Origin of the sequence: Pedobacter sp. Bi126, from assembly GCF_918698245.1 — a bacterium.
In the GTDB taxonomy this organism is placed as follows: domain Bacteria; phylum Bacteroidota; class Bacteroidia; order Sphingobacteriales; family Sphingobacteriaceae; genus Pedobacter.
In genome coordinates, this window is record NZ_CAKKMS010000004.1 from 49,605 (window position 1) to 70,591 (window position 20,987).

The following is a 20,987-nucleotide window of genomic DNA, read 5'->3' on the forward strand; positions in this document are numbered from 1 at the left end:
TTTTAAAAATTATTGATTAAATCTATATTTTAACCCAAATTGGATTCTCCAACGGGCAGTTTCATCAATATTGCTTGAAAATGTATTAACCAAAGGCACGCTGTTATCTGCATTTAGGTAAGGGAAAGAAAATGTAGGCTTACCTGATGTTGCATCCACTCCTTTAAAGTTAAGGAGTCCGTTAGCCCTATTGGCAAATTTTGGAACTCCCCAGGTTTTATTGATCATATTTCCGAAATTGAAAATATCAAAAGTAAGCTGAAGAGAATGCTTTTTACCTTTCAGGCTTGCGAATAAATCTTGTGCTAGTCGAATATCAAGCGTACCGATTACATTACCAACAAGGCCATTTCTTTCTGCATACTGGCCTCTTTTTTTGTTAAGATAATTGTCTTGACTGATGTAGCTGTTTAATTGACCCCAAAGCTGATCAGGTGTGCGGGTATCAGCAGCATTTTCTGGTACCAAAACAATGTCGGATTTATTTGCCGGAACATAAATTAAGTCGTTTCCGCTTAAACCATCATTGTTTAAGTCGTTTCCATAAGTATAGGAATATCTAAAACCATCCTGTAGTTGATAGAACATAGAGAATGTTGTACCTAAGTGGTTGATGTATTCTTTTCTGTAAACAACAGAGGCAATAAAGCGGTTTTTAACCATATAGCTTGAATAAGAAAGTGCATCTGTATTCGGGCTGCCAGAAACCTGACGGTCTCTCCACATACTTTGAGCAATAGAGCCACCATCATTAACTGATCTCGAATCGGTATAAGTATAACCTGCAGTTGCAAAAAGGCCACCTGCAAACTCTTTTGATAATGTTCCTGTAATTGCTAAACTATGGCCTTTATTGGTATTGGTCATTACAATTGCATCAGAAATATTTGGGTTTGCAGGAGTAGGGGTTGCTGAACCATAAATCCTTGAGCTGGTGTATCTTGGGCGGTTATCAGCGCCTTTTAAAAGGGTATATGCCGAAGTGTTTAAATTCACATTGCGGAAATAAACAGAATTAATGTCTTTTGAATATAACGCTTCGATTGTTCCGGTTATACCGCCAGGCAATTTCTGATCAACAGCCAAATTTGAACGCCAAACCTGCATAAATTTAAAATCCTGTTGGGCTACTGCCAGATTGTAGGCAGTGTTGTTTGCTGCTGTAGCCTTATTTACATTTCTATAAGCATCTACGTTGGGGGTAAATGGTCTGTTGGTTGGGTTGTTAATCGATTCTGAACCAAATTGAACACCATTGTTGCTGGCCTGGTTAGATACCCAAACCAGTGGAGGTCTTCCTGTAAATAGCCCGGTACCGCCTCGTACTTGTGTTTTTCCGGCATGGTTTACATCCCAGTTAAAGCCTAAACGCGGAGACCATAAAATAGAACTTTTAGGAAACCTGCTCACATCAATTTTTTCGTCATTTTCGAAAGTCAGCTTTTCTACATTTGGGTTGCTTAGTGATGCTGGTGAAGAAACGCTGGTTAAATCTGCACGTAAGCCAAGGGTTAATTTTAACTGATCGTTAACCGTAAAAGCATCTTGCGCATACAAGCCATACATATTCGACTGGATTTCTGCATAAGGGAATGATCCATCAGGCATAACCGAATATTGGACCTGGTATTTCGTTGCATTCGATACACCATTATTGGCGCTGTTATAAAAATCGGCAAGGCTGTTAAAGGTATAGGCACCATAATAGTTGGGAGCGAAACCGTTAAGCGTTCTGTAGCCTTCATAATTGGCGCCCAATGTTATTTCGTGGCGGCCTGCATAGATATTAAAATTATCTGTGATCTGGTAAACTTTAGTTTTCAAGGTGTTAAAAGCAGTAAAAGGTTCGTAGCCAAAAGCAGTATACGAACTTCCATCAGGATTCATAATATCAACAAGTGGAAAAGGTTTGTTACCCTTTGATTCTCTAAAATCGTTCATGCTGTTGTAACCAACAGTTAACTGATTAGAGAATTTATTGTTAAAGCGTGTTCTAAACTCAAGATTAACGTTATCCATGTTGTTATTTATGCCATATCCTGCCGATTGAAAAGGAAGGCCCAACTGCGATGGCTGGCGGTTATTTTTTGGAGCACCGCTATTACTTGGCAAAATATCTTTATAAGATCTGAAATAGAAATATTTTAAACTTAAAGTGTTTTTATCATCAATATTATAGTCTAATTTGGCAGATAGTTTATCGCTCCTGGTTTTTAAAGCATAATTTTCGTAAGCCCCCGGATCGTAACCAAGTGTTTGTAAAAAAGAACTTAACTTATCTAAGTCTTCGCCTTTTGCCTGAGATATATTTGGTCCTGTGCTTCCACCCCTTGAAGCTGAAAATCCAGTTCCTGGATCTGATCTTCTTTCCAATTCTCCACTGGCAAAAAAGAATAATTTATTTTTAATAATCGGTCCGCCTAAAGTAAACCCATAACCTTTAAGGCTAAAATTGGTTACCGGCACCTTTAATCCAGCATAGTTGTAATCACTTACTAGGTCCTGATTTCTATAGTAAGTATTTAAAGAGCCTTGAAATTCATTTGTACCACTCCTGGTTACCGCATTTATTGCAGCACCTGTAAAACCACTTTGACGAATATCATATGGTGCAATATTTACTGTAATTTCTTCGAAGGCGTCCATATTTATCGGTTGAGAACTTGTTTGGCTTCCAATGGTACCCTGTAAGCCAAATGCATTATTAAACAGCGCTCCATCAACCGTAAAATTGTTGGCCAGGTTACTTCTTCCCGCAATACTTGGGCTTCCAAACTGTAAAGAGAACTGAGGGGTAAGCTTCACAAAATCGGTAAAGCTTCTGTTTAAAGTTGGCAAATTTTGAATTGCTGTTCTTGATATATTCTGTGATGCACCCGTTCTTCCCGAGTTAAAAACTTTACTTTGTTTTCCTGATACCGTAACTTCTGATAAATTACTGGCGTCTTCACTTAAAGATACATTTAAAGTAGAACTTTGGCCAAGGGCCAATTTTTCAATACGTTGTGTCTGATTTTTAAAGCCAATAAATGAAACGGTAATGGAGTAAGGGCCACCAATACGCATGGCTGGTAAATTGTAACGGCCATCCGATCGGGTAGAAGTGGCATATCTCGAACCTGACGGTTCATGTATGGCAATAACTGTAGCCCCGCTAATTGGCCCTTTAGCATCGACAACCATTCCATTTATAGAGGCTGTTGTTTCATTTTGCGCAACAGCATCTATTTTTAGGAGTATCAAAAATAGAAATGTTGTAAATAGAAGTAAGGTTTTTTTCATGAGTAATTTTTAAGCAAAAATACTCCGACTTACTGTAGCTAATGTTACATTTATATTAATTAATGGTTAACAGTTTCCCTTGCTTAGGAAATATTAAGTTTAAATTCAGCGCGTTTTCGGTAAGTAATTGATGTTTTATTTTTTCGGCGCTACGTTGCGGGGGTTTAATATGGGTTACAATGAAAGAAACTTTTTTAATGGCATTACCATCTGTTAAGCTTTTAAGTTTGCCAATTTCACTATAAAAAAGCTTTGGTGTAAGGTGCCCGAATAATTGTTTATCAGGCTGTTCATTTGGGAAAGAAACCTCCAAAAAGATGGCTTTTAATTGGCCTTTATTAATCAACGGAGATATGGTTTGCCATAAGTTGGCAAGTTTATCCGATTTTTCAATTTCATCTGCACCGGTATCTCCAAGGTACAATACATAACTATCATTGTGACTGATCAAAAAAGCAGTGCTTTTATAGGGATTGCCATGACTTAGCTCAAAAGCCCTTACTTTCATTTCCGTTCCTTCAAGCGGATAAGTTTCACCTTCATTAAGTGGTGAGTAGGTGTACTTTTTTAGTTGTGGTTTTTCGCCTTCATTTGCAAAATTGGCCCAGGCATCCCAGGTAAAATATTTATCCCTCAAAATATTCAGTACCGAAGGTATTCCGTAGATGTTTTTGGATGTATCGGCTGGTGAATTGATAATCAAACCTGCTACATGATCTAAATGTGCATGTGAGATCAAATATCCTTTAATCTGTTTTCGCTGAATTTCTTCGCTTATTCCGCTTAATGATTTATATTCTATGGCCTTTTGAATACCGGCATTTATGGTGCCTGCATCTAAACAAACATAATTTTCGCTGCCTTTTGGAGCAATCATATAAGAGGATAAATTACTCTCATCATCTCCGCCCTTCACCCCAAGGGGTATTATTGTAAAAGCAGTACCTATTTCTTGTCCCCAAGAATTACTGGTATAAACTGATAAGAATATTATCGCTGCGAGGATTTTTTTGAACATGTTAAATTAATTATATCGTTTCGCCTTTAAATATGACCTCTTTTAAATTCAGGTCATCGTCAAGTACCAATAAGTTTGCCTGATGTCCGGTTTCTATCGCTGCAGTAAGATTTTCGATCCCAATTAATTTGGCGGGGTATAACGTTCCCATTTTTATTGCATCATTTAAGCTGATGTCACAATGTGATACACAATTTTTAACAGCTTCTAACATCGTGAGCGATGAGCCGGAAAGTGTACCATCAGGCATAACATATTTATTGCCTTTTTGAACATGCTGATACGGCCCTGTTGAACAAGCAGTAACCGCATCGGTGATGAGGAACAAACGTTCTTTTAAAAGTTTTTGGGCAAACTTAACCACTTCGAAATCTACGTGCTGACCATCGGCAATAATGCTGGCCATAGCTTTGTCGTGGCTAAAAACAGCGGTCGGGATACCCGGTTCGCGGTGATGGATAGGACTCATGGCATTAAAAAGGTGTGTAGTGGTCTGGATGCCTTTGTTATAAGCAGCCGTTGCCTCATTGAAGGTCGCATTACTATGCCCTAAAGAAACCAATACTCCGTTAGCTAACAAATATTCGATCACTTCGTCATCCTGCAGTTCTGGGGCAATGGTCATCATTTTAATTACGCCATCACCAAAATCAATTAATTTCTTAATTTCATCTAACGAGGCCTTTCGTACAAAGGCCGGAACATGGGCACCTAAGCGTTTTGGATTTAAAAATGGCCCTTCTAAATGTAGCCCCAAGAAATTTTTTGCAGCTGTACGGTGTTCTTTAGCTGCTTTGATACATTCATCAAAAACTTCAGGAGAATTTGTTGCCATACAAGCTAAAAAGCCTGTAGTACCTTTTTTAAGCAGATCGTTTTCCATGATGCTTAACGATTCAGTGCTTGGCTCGGCTGAAAATAACCTGTCGCCAGCACCATAAATCTGTAAATCTATAAAACCTGGTACAACGAGCGAATGGCTGGTTTCTTTGTTGTCGCTTTCCTTAATATTGGAAATTAGAGCGCCATTAATTATGATGTTCTGATTTTTTTTTAAATCGTTGCCCTTAAAATAGGAGATATTGGAAATTACTTTAGGCATATCAAACGTTTGAGTAAATTTAATCTTACACGGTCAAAGTTAAATATTGTAGCTATATATTTGGGTAATAAGATAAAATAACCAAATGAATGAAAATCAGTCTAATAGAAGGGGTTTTTTAAAGGCCGGACTAACTTTAGGTGCTACTACTTTGGTAGCTCCAGCAATGGCGATTGCAGATGTACCCGCTGAGGAAGAGGGTTTTAAAATTGCAGTAGGCCCTTATCTCCAAACCAATTTTAATAACTCGATGACCATTCTTTGGTTAACCAATAAAAATGCTGCTGGCTGGGTAGAATTTGGAGAACAGGCAGATCAGCTTGGCCAAAAAGTATATGGAAAGGCCGAATTGGGTTTAATGCAGGCTAATAGCAAGTTAAATGCCGTAACGCTCAAAAATTTAAAACCAGGAACAAAATATTATTACAAAATTGTTTCGAAAGAAATTAAAGATTTCCAGCCTTACAAATTAACCTACGGCGTAACGGTAAGCAGTGCTGTTGAAGAATTTGTGAATGCAGACCGAGCGAAAGATGAGGTTTCGTTCTTAATGATGAATGATACGCACGATCGCCCGGAATCAATCCCTCAATTGTTAGCGCTTGTTCCCGATAAGAAGCAGGACTTTATTTTCTTTAATGGAGATATATTCGATTATCAAACCGATGAGAAACAGATTATCGAACATATGCTGCAACCCTGTGTAGATAATTTTGCAAAGCATACACCTTTTATCTACGTAAGGGGCAATCACGAAACACGTGGTAAATTTGCACGTGAATTTCCGCAGTATTATATGCATGTTGGCCATGCAGCTTTTACCTTAGGGCCTGTTCGCTTTGTAATTTTAGACACTGGTGAAGATAAAGAAGACGCACATCCAGTATATGCCGGTATTGTAGATTTTGATGATTATAGAGCTCAACAGGCTGAATGGCTGAAAACAGAAATAAATTCAAAGGAATTTAAAAGAGCACCATTTAGAGTAGTATTGATGCATATTCCACCACGCTTTTCGGGCGATGCACATGGACCAAAACATTGCACTAAACTATTTGAGCCATTGTTGAATCAGGGTAAAGTAGACTTGGTTTTAAGTGGTCATACCCATAAGTACATGGTGCATCAGCCTGATAAAGCATTAAACCATTACCCTTTAATAATCGCTGGTGGGCCAAGGACAGGAACAAGAACAATTACCAAAATAAAAGCAGATAGAAATAAACTTGTGGCGAGTATGATCGATGATTCGGGTAAGGAAGTAGGCGCTTATACTGCACTTAGAAAGTAGGGTGGATAACTGGTCGTCATTTCGAGCGGAGTGTAACGTAGTCGAGAACCACGAATGCCCCGCGAAGCTAAATCTAGCTTGATAGATCTCTCCATTTCACTGCGTTTCAGTCGAGATGACGGAAATTATTGGAATATAAGGCATAAAAAAAGTCCTGATGAAAATCAGGACTTTTTAATATGATTCATAAGTGCTTATGCACCTAATTGTACACGTTTGAAAGCCGTTACCGTTAAACCTTTAGAAGTGTTATCTAAATATTTACGCACATCGATAGAACTATCTTTAACAAACTCCTGGTTTAATAAAGTGCTGTCTTTGTAAAATTTATTCAATTTACCAGCAGCAATTTTCTCAACCATTTCTTCTGGTTTGCCTTCTTGACGGATAACGTCTTTAGCAATCTCGATTTCACGTTCGATAGTAGCAGGATCAACACCGTCTTTATCAACAGCAACTGGGTTCATTGCAGCAATTTGCATCGCAACATCTTTACCAGCTTCGGTAATATCTGCACCATTAGCGCCTTCAAATACTACTAAAACACCCATTTTACCATTAGAGTGGATATAAGAAACGATTTTCTCGCCAGATATATTTGCATACTCTTGAATAACGATTTTCTCTCCGATTTTACCGGTTAGTTCAGTTATGGTTTCGGCAACTGTACGTCCATCTTCCAAAGTAATCGCTGATAATTCTTCAGTAGTAGCAGGATTGTTGGCAACTGCAGCAGCTAAAACGGCCTGAGCCAGGTTACGGAAATCTTCAACTTTAGAAACCGGCTCAGTTTCACAAGCTAAAGCAACTAATTTACCATTTGTGCCATCCGCTGAAACATTGATAGATACCAGGCCTTCAGAAGTAGCATTACCAGAACGAGCGGCAGATACTTTTTGACCTTTTTTACGCAATAAATCAACAGCAGCTTCGAAATCGCCATTAGCTTCTAATAATGCTTTTTTGCAATCCATCATACCAGCACCAGTTTGTTGGCGTAGTTTATTTACATCAGCGGCAGTAATTTGTACTGTAGACATTTTATTTCCTTTTTTAAATTTTACAATCTTGTTATAACAATTACAGGTTACAAGTTACAAGTGCCAAGTTAAACTCATGTTAAGCCAACTTAAAACCTGAAACCAGTAACCTGCAATTAAAAAATATTACTATTCTTCTGTTTTAGTTTCTTCTGATGAAGGAGCTTCAACTTCTGCTTCAGCAGTTACCTTTTTAGTAGTTGGTCTTTTTTCACCAGCTGCTCTAGGCTCTTTTGATTCAGGTGCATCAGCTGCAACTTTCGCTGCTACTGCTTCTTTTTCAGCTTCATCATCTTTTTCGCGTTTACGCTCATCTAAACCTTCTTCAATAGCTTTGATAATTACATCAGTAATTAAAGAGATTGATTTGGTAGCATCATCATTCGCCGGGATAGGGAAATCGATGTTAGAAGGATCAGAGTTAGTATCAACCATCGCAAAAGTAGGGATGTTTAATTTTAACGCTTCAGTAACTGCAATGTGTTCTTTCTTAACATCAATTAAGAATAAAGCTGCAGGTAAACGGTTTAAATCAGCAATACCACCTAAAAGTGATTCTAATTTAATACGCTCACGTTGAATCATTAAACGCTCTTTTTTAGATAAGATCGAATAAGTACCGTCTTTAGTCATTTTATCGATGTTAGACATCTTTTTGATTGACTTGCGAACAGTAGCAAAGTTAGTTAACATACCACCTAACCAACGTTCGGTTACGAAAGGCATGTTTACTTTTTTAGCTTGTTCAGCTACGATTCCTTTTGCTTGTTTTTTTGTTGAAACAAATAATACTTTACGTCCTGATTTTACGATTTGTTTAATCGCAGCCGCAGCTTCTTCAGTTTTAGTTAAAGTTTTATTTAAATCTATAATGTGAATTCCATTACGCTCCATGAAAATGTAAGGAGCCATTTTTGGATTCCATTTACGGGTAAGGTGACCAAAGTGTACACCTGCATCCAATAAGTCTTGATAAGTTGTTCTTGCCATTGTCTTTGCCTCCTGTGATTAACGTTTACTGAATTGGAATTTCTTACGAGCTTTAGCACGTCCTGGTTTCTTACGCTCAACCATACGCATATCACGCGTCATTAGTCCTTTAGCACGTAATGCAGGTTTTTTCTCCGCATCTAGTTCAACAATCGCTTTAGCAATAGCTAAACGAACAGCTTCTGCTTGTCCTTTTACTCCACCACCCTGTACATTTACAGTGATATCATAACGACCTACAAGCTCAGAAACTTCTAAACTTTGGTTTACGATATATTGCAAGGGTAAAGTTGGGAAATATACTTTGTGATCTTTACCGTTAACGGTAATTGCGCCAGCACCATCTTTTAAGTAGATACGTGCAACAGCTGTTTTTCTTCTTCCTGAAGTGTTAGTAACTGACATTTCTTAAAGTTTAATGGTTTTTGGAGATTGAGCCGCATGAGGGTGAGTTTCACCTGCATACACAAAAAGATTGGTGTATAATTTTTTACCCAATTTAGTTTTCGGTAGCATACCGCGTACCGCTTTCTCGATTACACGTTGAGGGTGTTTCGCCATTAACTCCTTAGGAGAAATAAAACGTTGACCACCTGGATAACCAGTATAAGAAACATATTGCTTTTCGCTGAATTTGTTTCCTGTCAATTTAACCTTGTCTGCATTAATAACGATAACGTTATCTCCGCAATCTACGTGTGGGGTGTACTCAGGCTTGTTTTTACCACGGATGATCATAGCGATCTTCGATGACAAGCGCCCCAAAATCTCGCCTTGCGCATCAACAACAATCCACTGTTTGTTAACAGTTTTCGCATTGGCCGAGACAGTTTTGTAACTTAACGTATTCACTTGCTTGTATTTAATTTATTAAACAATTTATTATTCCCATTAAATTTGGGACTGCAAAGATAGATAGAATACTTTTATTATCAAATAGTTGATTGAAAAAAAGTTTTGGATTTTTACCTTTCGATCGTCATGCTGAATTTATTTCAGCATCTAATAAGCTGTATCTTTTTTGAGGTTGTGAAAAGCAAAACCAGAAATTCTTTTGATTGGCTCCAGTCTGGCTTTACGCTAAATCTTTTAAAAACTTCTGTAGTGCTGATGATATGGTGTTAGTCTTCATCGGTTGCAGATTCTTCGTGCCTCAGAATGACATAGTGAACGGAGCCAATGCAAATTTAAAAGGATATCGCTACAATCCTGTTTAAAAAACCGGGCTGGTACAATTATTAAAGGTTAGGAGTAAAGTGCATAAATATTTAATGCTATAATATCACAAATCATCGGGCATATAACCAATCCTTTTCCTTGGCCCAATTTTCTTATCGATGAGTCTATCCAGGTAGGTGAAAACCAACTCGATATTTTTATCATGATTATTCAGCGTTTTTTTAATTTCTTCGATTTCAAGTTTGAGCTCGCCATTATCAATAATAAATTGACGGATGCGGGAGAAAATCCTTACAATTTGAATATTCACTTGAATCGCTTGCTTACTATTTAATACACTCGAAAGCATCAGTATGCCATGTTCGGTAAAAACAAACGGGAGTTTTCTTCTTCCTCCCCAACTTGAAGTCGCAAATTGCGACTTCAAGTTTAACCATTCCTCATCATTAAGTTGAAACATGAAATCTTCGGGAAATCTATCTGGATTTCTGCCAACTTGCTCATTGAGGCGTTTAGTCTCTACACCATATAGCTCCGCTAGGTCGCTATCGAGCATCACTTTAAGACCTCTTAGCTCGTAAATTTTATTAACTACAATATTGTCAGGGATGATAGGAAGCACTTGTTTAGCTGTCATATCATTTTTGGATTTGAATTGAAGATACAAAAAATAGATTCTTTAAACCAAAATTGAATCTATAATCTTTTTGATCATTTCTTCCCGCTCTCTATAATTACCACTGATTTGAATGTAGTCTATTCCACGTTTTTCTAGCTCTGCCTTAAAAAGCTTAAACATCTCCAGCCGCCTGTTTCCAAAATCGCGGAGGTGGTCGGCTACCCATTCTACATCAATATCTAGCAGAAAATATAAATCGTATTTGATTTCATTTTCAAGATCGTTTAGGATATCCGGAATCTCATTTAAATAATATCGCGAGTATATCTTTGTAGTAATTAAATCGGTATCGCAAAAAACAATCTTATTGGCGCTGTTGGTTTTTTCTTTTACCCTTTCAGTTTGTGCTGTCCCAATTTTGATAATGTCATCGACAGTAATATCGTTCGAGGTAATTAATTCGCGCGCAACTTCCGGAACGAAGGTAGTTTGATAATGTATAGCCATTTTTTCGGCCATTGTCGATTTTCCTGTGCTTTCTGGTCCGTAGAAACAAATCTTCTTTACAAAATATGGTCGGACTTCTTTTGGAATAAATTCCCAATATTGAAACGGATGGTTTCTGATTAGGGTTGCTGAAACGGGGATGGATTTTCTTAGCTCGTCAAATAAGATGTGTTCCGCTTGTAAATTGAAGGCAAATGGTTCTCCATAAAACTCGGAGCTAAAAAGAATATCAATTTTTGGATATACCTCCCGCATCCTGATTGCCCAAATATTTGTCCTTTCATTTACAGACAGGGTTTCATCATCAAAATTATCAGCAATAATGGCTGGTTTGATGCCTGGTTGATCCTTAAAAATCTCTTTGATCCATTCAAAACGTAAAACCGGATCAATCTTGTCCTCAGGAGTAAAGCTCATTGATACAATCAGCTCATCACATTGGGAAGCAGCGAAGTTAATCAATGCAATATGCCCATTATGAATCGGCATAAATTTGCCAATCACTAAGCCTCTTTTCATGCCGTTTTAGTATAGCTTCTATATTCTTTTATCCAATGCCACAATGCAAAAGCTGCAATGATGGTGAAGATGACATATTCTACCCCCATAAACTTGATGCCTTTTAAAAAGTACAGGTAAGTAGCCACTACATCGATGATCAACCAGATAATCCAACATTCTACTCTTTTCTGGATCATTAGAAAAGTGGTAATTACACTCATTACAAAAATAAATGAATCGACAAAAGGATAAGCACTTGGCAGGTTGAAGAGTAGTGGAAGCCAATTGTGGAGCTGACTGGCCAGAGTACCCATCAGCAATGTGCCAACAATACCTATCGCCAGTAAGATTAAAAACTGCCTTACAGGCATAAAACTAATTTTAAGCTCTTTGTTTTTGTCTTCTTCTTCCGGTTTTGGATTTGTCCATCGCCACCAGCCCATAATGTTGGTTATAAAAAAGAAAGCCATCAAAAACATGTCGGGGTAGAGCTGGTTTTGGTAATATAAAAAGGCTGATAAAAATACATTAACAATGCCAGCGGGCCAGCTCCAAATGCTAGCTTTTGCTGAAAGAATAACTGAAATAATCCCCGTAATTACCGCGAAGAATTCCAGGTAGCTCATTTTATATTCAAGAACCGTGAAAAATATACTTTTGGCATCGAAAAAATCCATCTTTTCTTTTTTGAAGATCTACAAAATGCTAATGTAAATAATTTATTTGCGGCTCTTGGTTTTCTGTTGGCAAACAATCCAAAAATATAGCTGTTATAAGAATATCCATAGGCTGATCGCCGTATTTATTAACCACAAATTTCGTTTATGCAGTATATCGACCAGATTTTCGGTTATCCAATTCCTTTGTTTTTTAAGAACCTCATTATTGGATTAATAGCGGTATCTCTTGGTATTTTAATCAAGTTCATCATTCACAAAACTTTCATCCTGCTTTCGCGTTGGTGGGATTTTATCATTATAAAATCGACAGTAAAGCATTTGAGGAGACCTGTAGCTATTTTTATTCCCTTATTGTTCCTTAACTTCTCATTAACGCTGATGGAGATGGTGCCAACATATCGTCTTCCAATAACCAAGATATTAGAAATTGCCCTGACGATTACTTTTGCGCTTATTTTGGTGAGGACAATTAACGTTTTGGAAGATTATTTCTACCTGAAATATGATCTAAACAAAGAAAACAACCTAAAAGAGCGAAAAATCAGAACACAGTTACAGTTTGTTCGAAAGTTTATTATTTCGCTTATTATTTTAATTACTGCTGCTATTATTTTATTGAGCTTTGAAAGTATGCGCAAAATCGGAGCAGGGCTGCTTACCGGGGTGGGCATCGGCGGAATTATTATAGGCTTTGCAGCACAGAAGTCGCTCGGAAATTTATTGGCCGGTTTTCAGATTGCCTTTACCCAACCGATCAGGATTGATGATGTTTTGATTGTGGAAGGCGAATGGGGTAAGGTAGAGGAGATTACTTTAACCTATGTGGTGGTTAATATCTGGGATCAACGGCGGTTAATCTTACCGATTACTTATTTCATCGAAAAGCCTTTTCAAAACTGGACCCGTGTTTCTGCCGATCTGCTCGGAACGGTTTTCTTATATCTGGATTATACGATCCCTATTGAACCGATGCGGCAAGAATTATCCAGATTATTGGATGCTAATCCGCTTTGGGACAAGCGCGTAAATGTGGTACAGGTTACCGATAGTACAAAAGACGGTGCCATCGAAGTCCGATTTCTGATGAGTGCTTCTAATTCTTCAAGGGCTTTCGATTTACGCTGCCATGTAAGGGAAGCTATGATTTCGTTTATTCAAAGAAATTATCCTGAAAGCTTACCGAAGCAAAGATTAGAGTTTAAGAAACAGTAATTTATACATGTCAGTCTGAATCTGTCGAAGATTCCTTAAATACTTCGACAGGCTCAGTACGACAATCGATGGAAATTATTTAAACATCCCTTTCAGCTTTGCTAATTTTTCCTGCAGATCGCCATCAGCGTCTTTAGGCTCATTACGTGGCTTGAAATTGGATTTACTGTTATTCTGTTTAAAATCTTGTTTAGGTTTATGCTCCTTAGATTCCCGATTACGGACTTCCGGCTTCGGGCTGGCTTCAGTTTTCATCGATAGTGAAATCCTTTTGCGTGCTGCATCAACTTCCATTACCGTAACTTCTACCTTTTGGTGTACTTTAACCACATCATTTGGGTTAGCCACAAAGCGGTTAGCCAGCTGACTAGTGTGAACCAAGCCGTCCTGATGTACGCCGATATCAACAAAGGCACCGAAATTGGTGATGTTGGTTACAATTCCTGGGAGCTTCATACCCACCCTTAAATCTGAAACCTCGTTTACGCCATCGGTAAAGCTAAAAGCTTCAAACTGTTCACGTGGATCGCGGCCGGGTTTTGCAAGTTCTTTTAAAATATCCGTTAATGTTGGTAAGCCGATTTCTTCGGTTACGTATTGCTGTGGTTTAATCTGTTTTTGTAGTTGCGGATCTTTCATTAAAGCGGAAACGGTAGTGCCAAGATCTTTCGCCATTTTATCTACTACGGCATAACGTTCCGGGTGAACACCGCTCGTATCCAAAACATTTTCTGCATTGCGGATGCGCAAGAAGCCTGCTGCCTGCTCGTAGGCTTTATCGCCCAAACGAGGTACTTTTTTCAAACTTTCACGGTTTTTAAAAGCACCATGCGTATTTCTATAGTCTACAATATTTTGTGCTAAAGTTGGACCCAAGCCAGAAACATAGGCTAAGATCTGCTTTGAGGCCGTGTTTAATTCTACGCCAACAGCATTTACTGCACTGATTACCGTATCATCCAAACTTGCCTGTAATTTATTCTGATCAACATCATGTTGGTATTGACCAACACCGATGGATTTTGGATCGATTTTTACTAATTCTGCCAATGGATCCATTAAACGGCGGCCGATTGAAACCGCTCCACGTACGGTAATATCCTGTGTAGGGAATTCCTCTCTGGCCACTTCTGATGCTGAATAAATAGAAGCGCCACTTTCGTTAACCATTACAATGGTGATGTGCGGTAAATTTAACGCACGAACAAAAGCTTCAGTTTCTCTTCCTGCTGTACCATTACCAATGGCAATGGCTTCAACATTGTGTTTTTCACAGAGCTGTTGGATAGTAAATTCCGCATTTTTCACATTCCCTTGTCCGGTATGCGGATAAATGGCTGTATTCTCTAACAATTGACCTTGTTTATCTAAACAAACCACTTTACAACCGGTACGGAAACCCGGATCGATAGCCAGTACATTTTTTTGCCCCATTGGAGCTGCCAATAACAATTGACGTGCATTTTCCGCAAAAACCCGAATGGCTTCTTCATCCGCTTTCTGTTTGGTAAATACACGAAGTTCGGTTTCCATGGCCGGTTCCAACAAACGTTTGTAGCCATCTTCTAAAGCCTGCTGAACCTGCTTTGAAGCCGCATTATTGCCTAAAATAAACTGGTTCTCTAAAATAGCAATGGCATCTTCTGCTGGTGGAAGGGCATCTAATCTTAAAATCAGTTCCTTCTCACCACGGCGCATAGCCAGAACACGGTGTGATGCAGCTGTTTTAACCGGCTCGCTCCATTCGAAGTAATCTTTATATTTAATGCCTTCTTCTTCTTTTCCTTTGATCACCTCTGATTTAAAAACAGCTTTTTCCTGAAAATAAGTGCGCATTTTGGTCCGCGCCTCCACATTTTCAGAAATCATTTCGGCTATGATGTCCCTTGCGCCAGCTAGAGCTTCGTCAAGTGAATTTACACCCTTCTCAGTATCGATAAATTTATCAGCTGATGCCTCTAAATCAAAAGCATTTTGCTCAAATATCTGCAAAGCCAAAGGTTCTAATCCTTTCTCTTTTGCAACTGATGCCCGGGTTTTACGCTTAGGTTTAAATGGCAGGTAAATGTCTTCTAAAAGTGAAATGGTTTCGGCTTCGTTGATCTTTTTTTCCAGTTCGGGAGTTAATTTGCCAAGTTCGGTCATCGATTTCAATATCGCTTCCCGGCGCTTGTCTAAATCGCGCAACTGCAAAACCCGATCACGGATTGCAGCTACTTCAACCTCATCTAAACTGCCTGTGGCCTCTTTACGGTAACGCGAAATAAAGGGTACAGTTGCACCTTCATCTAACAGATTTATGGTTGCCGTTACTTGTTTTTCTGCAACTTTTAATTCGGCTGCAATTATTTTATGGTGGGTTAACATATCCTAAAGGTAAAAATTAAAGGAAGCAAAGCTAATCAGGATTTGCGGGATTTCAGGATTTTTAAAATGAAGTTTTCCACCGAAATTTGTGAGTAAGTTTTAAAAAATGGTAGATATATTTATCAATGATCGACTGATTTGTCATTTATGATCAGCCAACTGTTTGGAAAAAGTTTTAAAATCCGCTGTGTTTCCACCTCAGTAATTTTCCCATCTAAATTTAAGCTTCTGATCTTGATTTTACTAAGTTCATCGGGGATAACAATATTTTTAGTGAACTTGATCCTAAGTGAACCAATACTTTCCAACTTATATAAGGCTTTCGGAATTTCATTGATATTGCTCATGGAAAGATCATCAGCATGCGTTTTATTGTCGAAAACAGAAGTTTCAGAAGGAGCACTGTTTTTATTGATGATCGCCCAGCTCATTTCTGGTTTCATGGCAAAGTCTTTATTGTTTTGAGAAAGGCCGATAAAGCCAGCCCAGATTTCCATATTGTTTGATGTATGGTGCTCATCATCTTTTAGAATAAATGGAACTTTTACAATTTCAGAAGCCAAACTGTTTACACTCGTAATCGGCTTTAAACCTGTTTTATTTCCTTCTTTGGTGTAAGGGAAAAACTTTACAATCCAACCGTCGATTGTATTTACGGTTCCATATTTCTTTTCGGTATGGTATTTTACCATGTTCATCCAGAAATCCTTATTTACTTTTCCTTTTTTTGCGGCAATAATTTCTTCGAGAATTGGGATGAGCTCATTTGTCCACCACTCTAATTTATACTGAGAGAGATGTTTTGTTTTCTCCAGTAATTTTTTCCAATCGTGGGTTGTGCCTTCTATGGTGATTTTCGGAATTCCACAACCAATAATAATCACCTTAAATTCGAAATAAGATTTTACGGCTTCCATAATCGTAACCTGGCTCACAATTTTTGAAGTTGGTGTAGTTGTAGTAAAATCGGAAGTTAAAATACCAACCAATTTTTTGCCTGTATAATCGTTGATCTGTTCATTAAACTGAGGGAAAATTGATGCCCAATCTGATTGAGGATTGCCAATCTGGATTTTATTTGAAACAATCGTCAAGGTTTTTCTACCCTCAAAGTTTACCATCTGCGACCTGAGTTCTTCTGTATTTTGAGTGATATGCCGGGCAAAACCCTGGCTGATCAATAACCAGAAAATATCGGGAGAAATCACAAACGGCCTGTGATCTATATATGAATTTAAAATGCCCGTTAGGAAAGGGTGCTCACCATAATAAACCAAACTGTCGGGTAGATTTTCAACGTTTCTTTCTACATCGGCTTTCAACACTTTGAGTATTTCCGAAGTAGGAACAACTGGAAGTAGCTTTGCTGGTTTCGAAAGTGTTTCAATTTCTACAACTGTTGCTTTCTGACTAAATGATTTGGTAGAGATAAAGATGACTAGGAGTAAAAGTATTTTTTTCATCTGTTTGGCGTCGGTTTAGTAAGATTTTACTAAACAGATGCTTTTTTGAACTGTTTTCCATAATTATACCTCCATTTTTCCCAGATAGGAAACCAGAACTACTTGGATTTTTTGTTTTTGACCTTCTCTAAATCCCTTTCTGCTTTAAACTTGGTGATTCGGGTAATCAGGTCTAGCGGTAAAGGTTTGTCTAAAGGAAACTGTACAGTTCCTTTGCTCCATTTATACTGGGCAAATTCTTCTTTAAATGCTTCAATTCCTGAACCGGTTGGATAAAAGCCAATGTGTTTGGCATAACCCGCAAAATAAACGAGCACCGTGTTTTGTTTAAAGGCTGGCATGCCATAACTGATTACTTCTTTGGCTTCTGGTACGGTTTTGTATATAGTTTCACGGATTTGCTGTAATAGCTTTTGCGTTTCTATTGGGAAATTAGCAATGTATTGATCAATGTTTTCTGGTTTGGGCTGTTCCATAAATTTAGATTTTATTTAAGGATACTTTGTAAATCTTATCTTTTTGTTTGCTCATCCAAGTGCCCTCGATCTGGTTGTTTTTAAATTCAGCTTTGATAAAGCCAACATCTTTATAATCTCTGTTCTTTTCCGATAGCGACAATGTTGTGTCGTTTAATTGTCCGGTCAAGAATATACCATCGCCATACCTTAGATATACATATTCGGCACTGATCTCATTTTTATAGCCCTTATTTATAACCATTAATACATTTTTTCCTGCAATTTTTCCTGTATACAATTGCGGTAAGGATTTTGAATGAAATTCTTTTATAGGTTGATTGTTAAGATTAAAAATAGATTTCCCATACGGATTTAAAAATTTCTTGAATTCTGCATTTTTAAATGCACAAACTGTTTCGATTCCCGAGAATTTTAAGTTTTTATGAAAACTGTTATCGCCATCAATGTATAGGTTGCCATTTTTGATGTAAAAATCATTTAAATCGTCATCGCCATAATAACTTTCGATTTCTTTAAAATCTGCCTGCTCTGCTTTATCGAGCTTTTTTATTTCTTCTCTGAGTCGTTTGATTCTTTTCTCTGCAATTTTTTTATAGAATTCTCGATACCCGGCTTCGGTAAACATGTCCTTTAATTGAAGGAGTTCGCCATTTTGGGCATTGAAATTATAATAACGGACCCAATAATGACAGGTCATGCCACAACTGGCCTGATTAAATTTAATGGAGAGCAATTTACTGCTATTGGTTTGAATAGCATATGAAATGGAGACTTTACCACCATAAAGACCATTGTTGTTAGTGCTGATTTTTTTGAAAATATTTTGACCTGACGATTTTCTTAAAATCTCCAATTCAGAAATTTGCAATAACTGATTGATCTTTTTTGAAGCCGAAGAACCATTACGGCCAGAAACAATTGGAAATGAAAAGCCATTATTGTTTTTTATGTTCTTAACAGAAAAATATCCGCTATGGGCATAGGTTGAGATGCCAGATAGGAATAAACAGAGAAAATAAGCTAATGGTCTCATTTTGTAATATAGATAGACTAATATAGTAAATTACAGACCTTTTATATATCATTATTTAATATCTATATCATATTTGTGCAATAGCCCTGCAAGTCCGGATTGTGAAAATTTCGCCTTTTTGACCTTGTTTTTTTCCGGATCTATAGAGTAATTATAAGCTGTTCTAAAATCTGCTTTTTCGAGAATGCTCCTGTCGAAAGTTGCGTTTAATAAATCACAATTATCGAAGGTTGAATTGGCTAGATCACTTTCCGAAAAATCAACCTCATGCAATTGCGAATTTTTGAAATCTGTTTTCTTCAGTTTTAATTTATAGAAAGAAGAATGATCGAGTTTGCAGTTGTTAAAACCAAATGCCAGCCCAAAATCATTGCAGTTTTCGAATCTTAATCCAAGCATTTTACAGTCTTGAAAGTTTACATCAATAAATGAGGTTTTGGTAAGGCTTGCCAGACTTAAGTTACAGGAGATAAATTCGCAATCTAAAAGCTTAACGCCGCTTAAATCTGAACTGGAGAAATCACAATTGATGAATTTACAGTTTTCGTATTCTGCTTTTGGGAGTGCCCGTGAGGTAAAATCGGCTTTTTCGAAGGTTTGATCGGCTATGTATTCGGACATGGAAGGAGTTTCTTTGTGCAACGAATATAAAAATTATCACGCTTTTTTTTTGCTTTGAGCAGGAAACTGAATTGTGTTTCTTATACAGGCCATGGTTCACTAAACCTGACAGAAATGGAAATACTTTTTGGTGTGCCCTACGGGAAAGATTGCTTCGTTCCCCCTCGCAACGACGATAAATGGAGTAGGTAACCGGCCAAAAAGATTGCAATGAATGGCAGGACTGATGAAACCGAAGGATTACTGAACCTAAATTTTCGAATATTTGCCAGGGAAACACCGAGGACACGGAAAAGAGAAATGAAAAAATCCCCCAAATTTCTTTGGAGGATTTATATGTTTTGGTCTTCGACTAAGCTCAGACTACAATTTGTAATTACTTTTTAACGTACATTACTTCTTTTACTGCTTTAACCACACGTTCAGCATTTGGTAAGCTTGCTGCGATTAAAGTTGGTGAATATGGAAGTGGAACGTCGGCACAGGTGATACGTAAAACCGGTGCATCTAAATAATCGAATGCATGTTTTTGTACCATGAAAGCAATCTCTCCAGAAAGAGATGCCAAAGGCCATGCCTCTTCTACAACAACCAAACGGTTTGTTTTCTTAACAGAAGCGATAATGGTATCATAATCAATAGGACGTACGGTACGTAAATCGATCACTTCAACATTGATTCCTTCTTTAGTTAATTCTTCTACAGCTGGGTTTACAACGCGAGTTAACATTTTACCAAAGGTTACGATAGTAACATCGGTACCTTGTTTGGTTACGTTTGCTTTTCCTAATTCGATATAGTACTCTTCTGCAGGAACATCGCCCTTATCGCCGTACATTACTTCAGATTCCATGAAAATAACCGGATCCTGATCTATAATTGATTGCTTTAATAATCCTTTTGCATCGTAAGGAGTAGCTGGAACTACCACTTTTAATCCTGGTGTATTTGCAAACCAGTTTTCGAAGTTTTGAGAGTGTTGTGCCCCTAATTGACCTGCGTTACCTGTTGGGCCACGAAAAACCATAGGGCATGAGAACTGACCACCGCTCATTGATAAAATTTTAGCAGCACCATTGATAATCTGATCGATAGCTACTAATGAGAAGTTAAAAGTCATAAATTCCACAATTGGAATAAGGCCTGCTGTTGCTGCACCAGTTGCAATACCTGCGAAACCTAGTTCGGCAATCGGGGTATCGATAATGCGTTTCGCACCAAATTCGTCAAGCATACCCTGACTTACTTTATACGCACCGTTATATTCTGCTACTTCTTCACCTAATAAAAAAACGCGGTCATCTTTACGCATTTCTTCGCTCATGGCTTCGCGTAGTGCTTCTCTAAATTGGATTTCTCTCATTGTAAATTTTAATAACGGTGGCAAATATAATTATTAATCGCTTTGAAACCAAAGGCTAAAATGCGTATGTTTTGTAATAATTATAGGCAATCTGCCTAATTATTCAGGCTTTTTGAGGCTGTATTTTTTGTTTATCTGTTAAAAGAGGAAATAATATTGGGCAATTGTGTTTTTGATTAGCTGAATGTATCAAAGCTTATGCTTTTTCCGAAATATCTTCTTGAAAATGAATAATATTAT

18 protein-coding genes are annotated in these 20,987 nt (G+C 37.7%); 2 read left to right on the plus strand and 16 right to left on the minus strand.

The window, feature by feature from the left end; translation table 11 throughout:
* Nucleotides 1-9 precede the first annotated feature (9 nt).
* From LQ201_RS15065 to nagA, 3 genes are read right to left on the minus strand one after another with little or no spacing between them, the layout of a single operon-like run.
* Nucleotides 10-3,282 (minus strand): TonB-dependent receptor, encoded by a 3,273-nt coding sequence (locus LQ201_RS15065; protein ID WP_230144303.1) that lies wholly within the window; start codon nt 3,280-3,282, stop codon nt 10-12.
* Between the two features lie 55 nt (nt 3,283-3,337).
* Complete coding sequence (locus LQ201_RS15070) at nt 3,338-4,300, minus strand: MBL fold metallo-hydrolase (protein WP_230144304.1); 963 nt, start codon at nt 4,298-4,300, stop codon at nt 3,338-3,340.
* Between the two features lie 10 nt (nt 4,301-4,310).
* On the minus strand, nt 4,311-5,402 hold the full coding sequence (nagA, locus tag LQ201_RS15075) for an N-acetylglucosamine-6-phosphate deacetylase (RefSeq protein WP_230144305.1): 1,092 nt from the start codon (nt 5,400-5,402) through the stop codon (nt 4,311-4,313).
* Nucleotides 5,403-5,487: 85 nt separating this feature from the next.
* Here nagA and LQ201_RS15080 point away from each other — a divergent pair, with 85 nt between their 5' ends.
* Complete coding sequence (locus tag LQ201_RS15080; RefSeq protein ID WP_230144306.1) at nt 5,488-6,693, plus strand: FN3 domain-containing metallophosphoesterase family protein; 1,206 nt, start codon at nt 5,488-5,490, stop codon at nt 6,691-6,693.
* A 194-nt stretch (nt 6,694-6,887) separates the two neighbouring features.
* Here LQ201_RS15080 and tsf read toward each other — a convergent pair whose 3' ends face one another.
* The 7 genes from tsf to pnuC all read right to left on the minus strand — a co-directional run bounded on the left by tsf (nt 6,888) and on the right by pnuC (nt 12,206).
* A complete protein-coding gene (gene tsf / locus LQ201_RS15085) occupies nt 6,888-7,733 on the minus strand; it encodes a translation elongation factor Ts (RefSeq protein WP_108197831.1) in 846 nt (281 codons plus the stop codon).
* 129 nt (nt 7,734-7,862) lie between these two features.
* Nucleotides 7,863-8,723, minus strand: coding sequence for a 30S ribosomal protein S2 (gene rpsB / locus LQ201_RS15090; RefSeq protein ID WP_029279074.1), 861 nt, complete (start codon nt 8,721-8,723; stop codon nt 7,863-7,865).
* 18 nt (nt 8,724-8,741) lie between these two features.
* Nucleotides 8,742-9,128 carry a 30S ribosomal protein S9 gene (gene rpsI, locus LQ201_RS15095; RefSeq protein ID WP_029279076.1) on the minus strand — a complete coding sequence of 129 codons (387 nt, stop codon included), beginning with the start codon at nt 9,126-9,128 and terminating at the stop codon, nt 8,742-8,744.
* Between the two features lie 3 nt (nt 9,129-9,131).
* Entirely contained in the window at nt 9,132-9,575 is a 444-nt protein-coding gene (gene rplM, locus LQ201_RS15100) for a 50S ribosomal protein L13 (protein WP_010602007.1), read from the minus strand.
* A gap of 430 nt (nt 9,576-10,005) precedes the next feature.
* Complete coding sequence (locus LQ201_RS15105) at nt 10,006-10,539, minus strand: ORF6N domain-containing protein (protein ID WP_230144307.1); 534 nt, start codon at nt 10,537-10,539, stop codon at nt 10,006-10,008.
* Between the two features lie 42 nt (nt 10,540-10,581).
* On the minus strand, nt 10,582-11,547 hold the full coding sequence (locus LQ201_RS15110; protein WP_230144308.1) for an AAA family ATPase: 966 nt from the start codon (nt 11,545-11,547) through the stop codon (nt 10,582-10,584).
* Entirely contained in the window at nt 11,544-12,206 is a 663-nt protein-coding gene (gene pnuC / locus LQ201_RS15115; protein WP_230144309.1) for a nicotinamide riboside transporter PnuC, read from the minus strand. The genes LQ201_RS15110 and pnuC overlap by 4 nt, the downstream gene beginning before the upstream one ends.
* Before the next feature lie 147 nt (nt 12,207-12,353).
* Between pnuC and LQ201_RS15120 the strand changes: the two genes are divergently transcribed.
* On the plus strand, nt 12,354-13,421 hold the full coding sequence (locus LQ201_RS15120; RefSeq protein WP_230144310.1) for a mechanosensitive ion channel family protein: 1,068 nt from the start codon (nt 12,354-12,356) through the stop codon (nt 13,419-13,421).
* A gap of 75 nt (nt 13,422-13,496) precedes the next feature.
* On the opposite strand, the gene LQ201_RS15125 is transcribed toward LQ201_RS15120, so the two are convergent.
* The 6 genes from LQ201_RS15125 to LQ201_RS15150 form a co-directional block, all read right to left on the minus strand.
* Nucleotides 13,497-15,788, minus strand: coding sequence for a Tex family protein (locus LQ201_RS15125; protein ID WP_230144311.1), 2,292 nt, complete (start codon nt 15,786-15,788; stop codon nt 13,497-13,499).
* A gap of 122 nt (nt 15,789-15,910) precedes the next feature.
* The gene (locus LQ201_RS15130; RefSeq protein ID WP_230144312.1) at nt 15,911-17,251 is read right to left on the minus strand and encodes a DUF4419 domain-containing protein; all 1,341 of its coding nucleotides are present in this window, start codon (nt 17,249-17,251) and stop codon (nt 15,911-15,913) included.
* Nucleotides 17,252-17,349: 98 nt separating this feature from the next.
* Nucleotides 17,350-17,727 carry an iron chaperone gene (locus LQ201_RS15135; RefSeq protein WP_230144313.1) on the minus strand — a complete coding sequence of 126 codons (378 nt, stop codon included), beginning with the start codon at nt 17,725-17,727 and terminating at the stop codon, nt 17,350-17,352.
* A gap of 4 nt (nt 17,728-17,731) precedes the next feature.
* Nucleotides 17,732-18,763 carry a hypothetical protein gene (locus LQ201_RS15140; RefSeq protein ID WP_230144314.1) on the minus strand — a complete coding sequence of 344 codons (1,032 nt, stop codon included), beginning with the start codon at nt 18,761-18,763 and terminating at the stop codon, nt 17,732-17,734.
* Between the two features lie 51 nt (nt 18,764-18,814).
* Entirely contained in the window at nt 18,815-19,384 is a 570-nt protein-coding gene (locus LQ201_RS15145; protein WP_230144315.1) for a pentapeptide repeat-containing protein, read from the minus strand.
* Between the two features lie 376 nt (nt 19,385-19,760).
* A complete protein-coding gene (locus LQ201_RS15150) occupies nt 19,761-20,747 on the minus strand; it encodes a pyruvate dehydrogenase complex E1 component subunit beta (RefSeq protein WP_029275017.1) in 987 nt (328 codons plus the stop codon).
* Between the last annotated feature and the right edge of the window lie 240 nt (nt 20,748-20,987).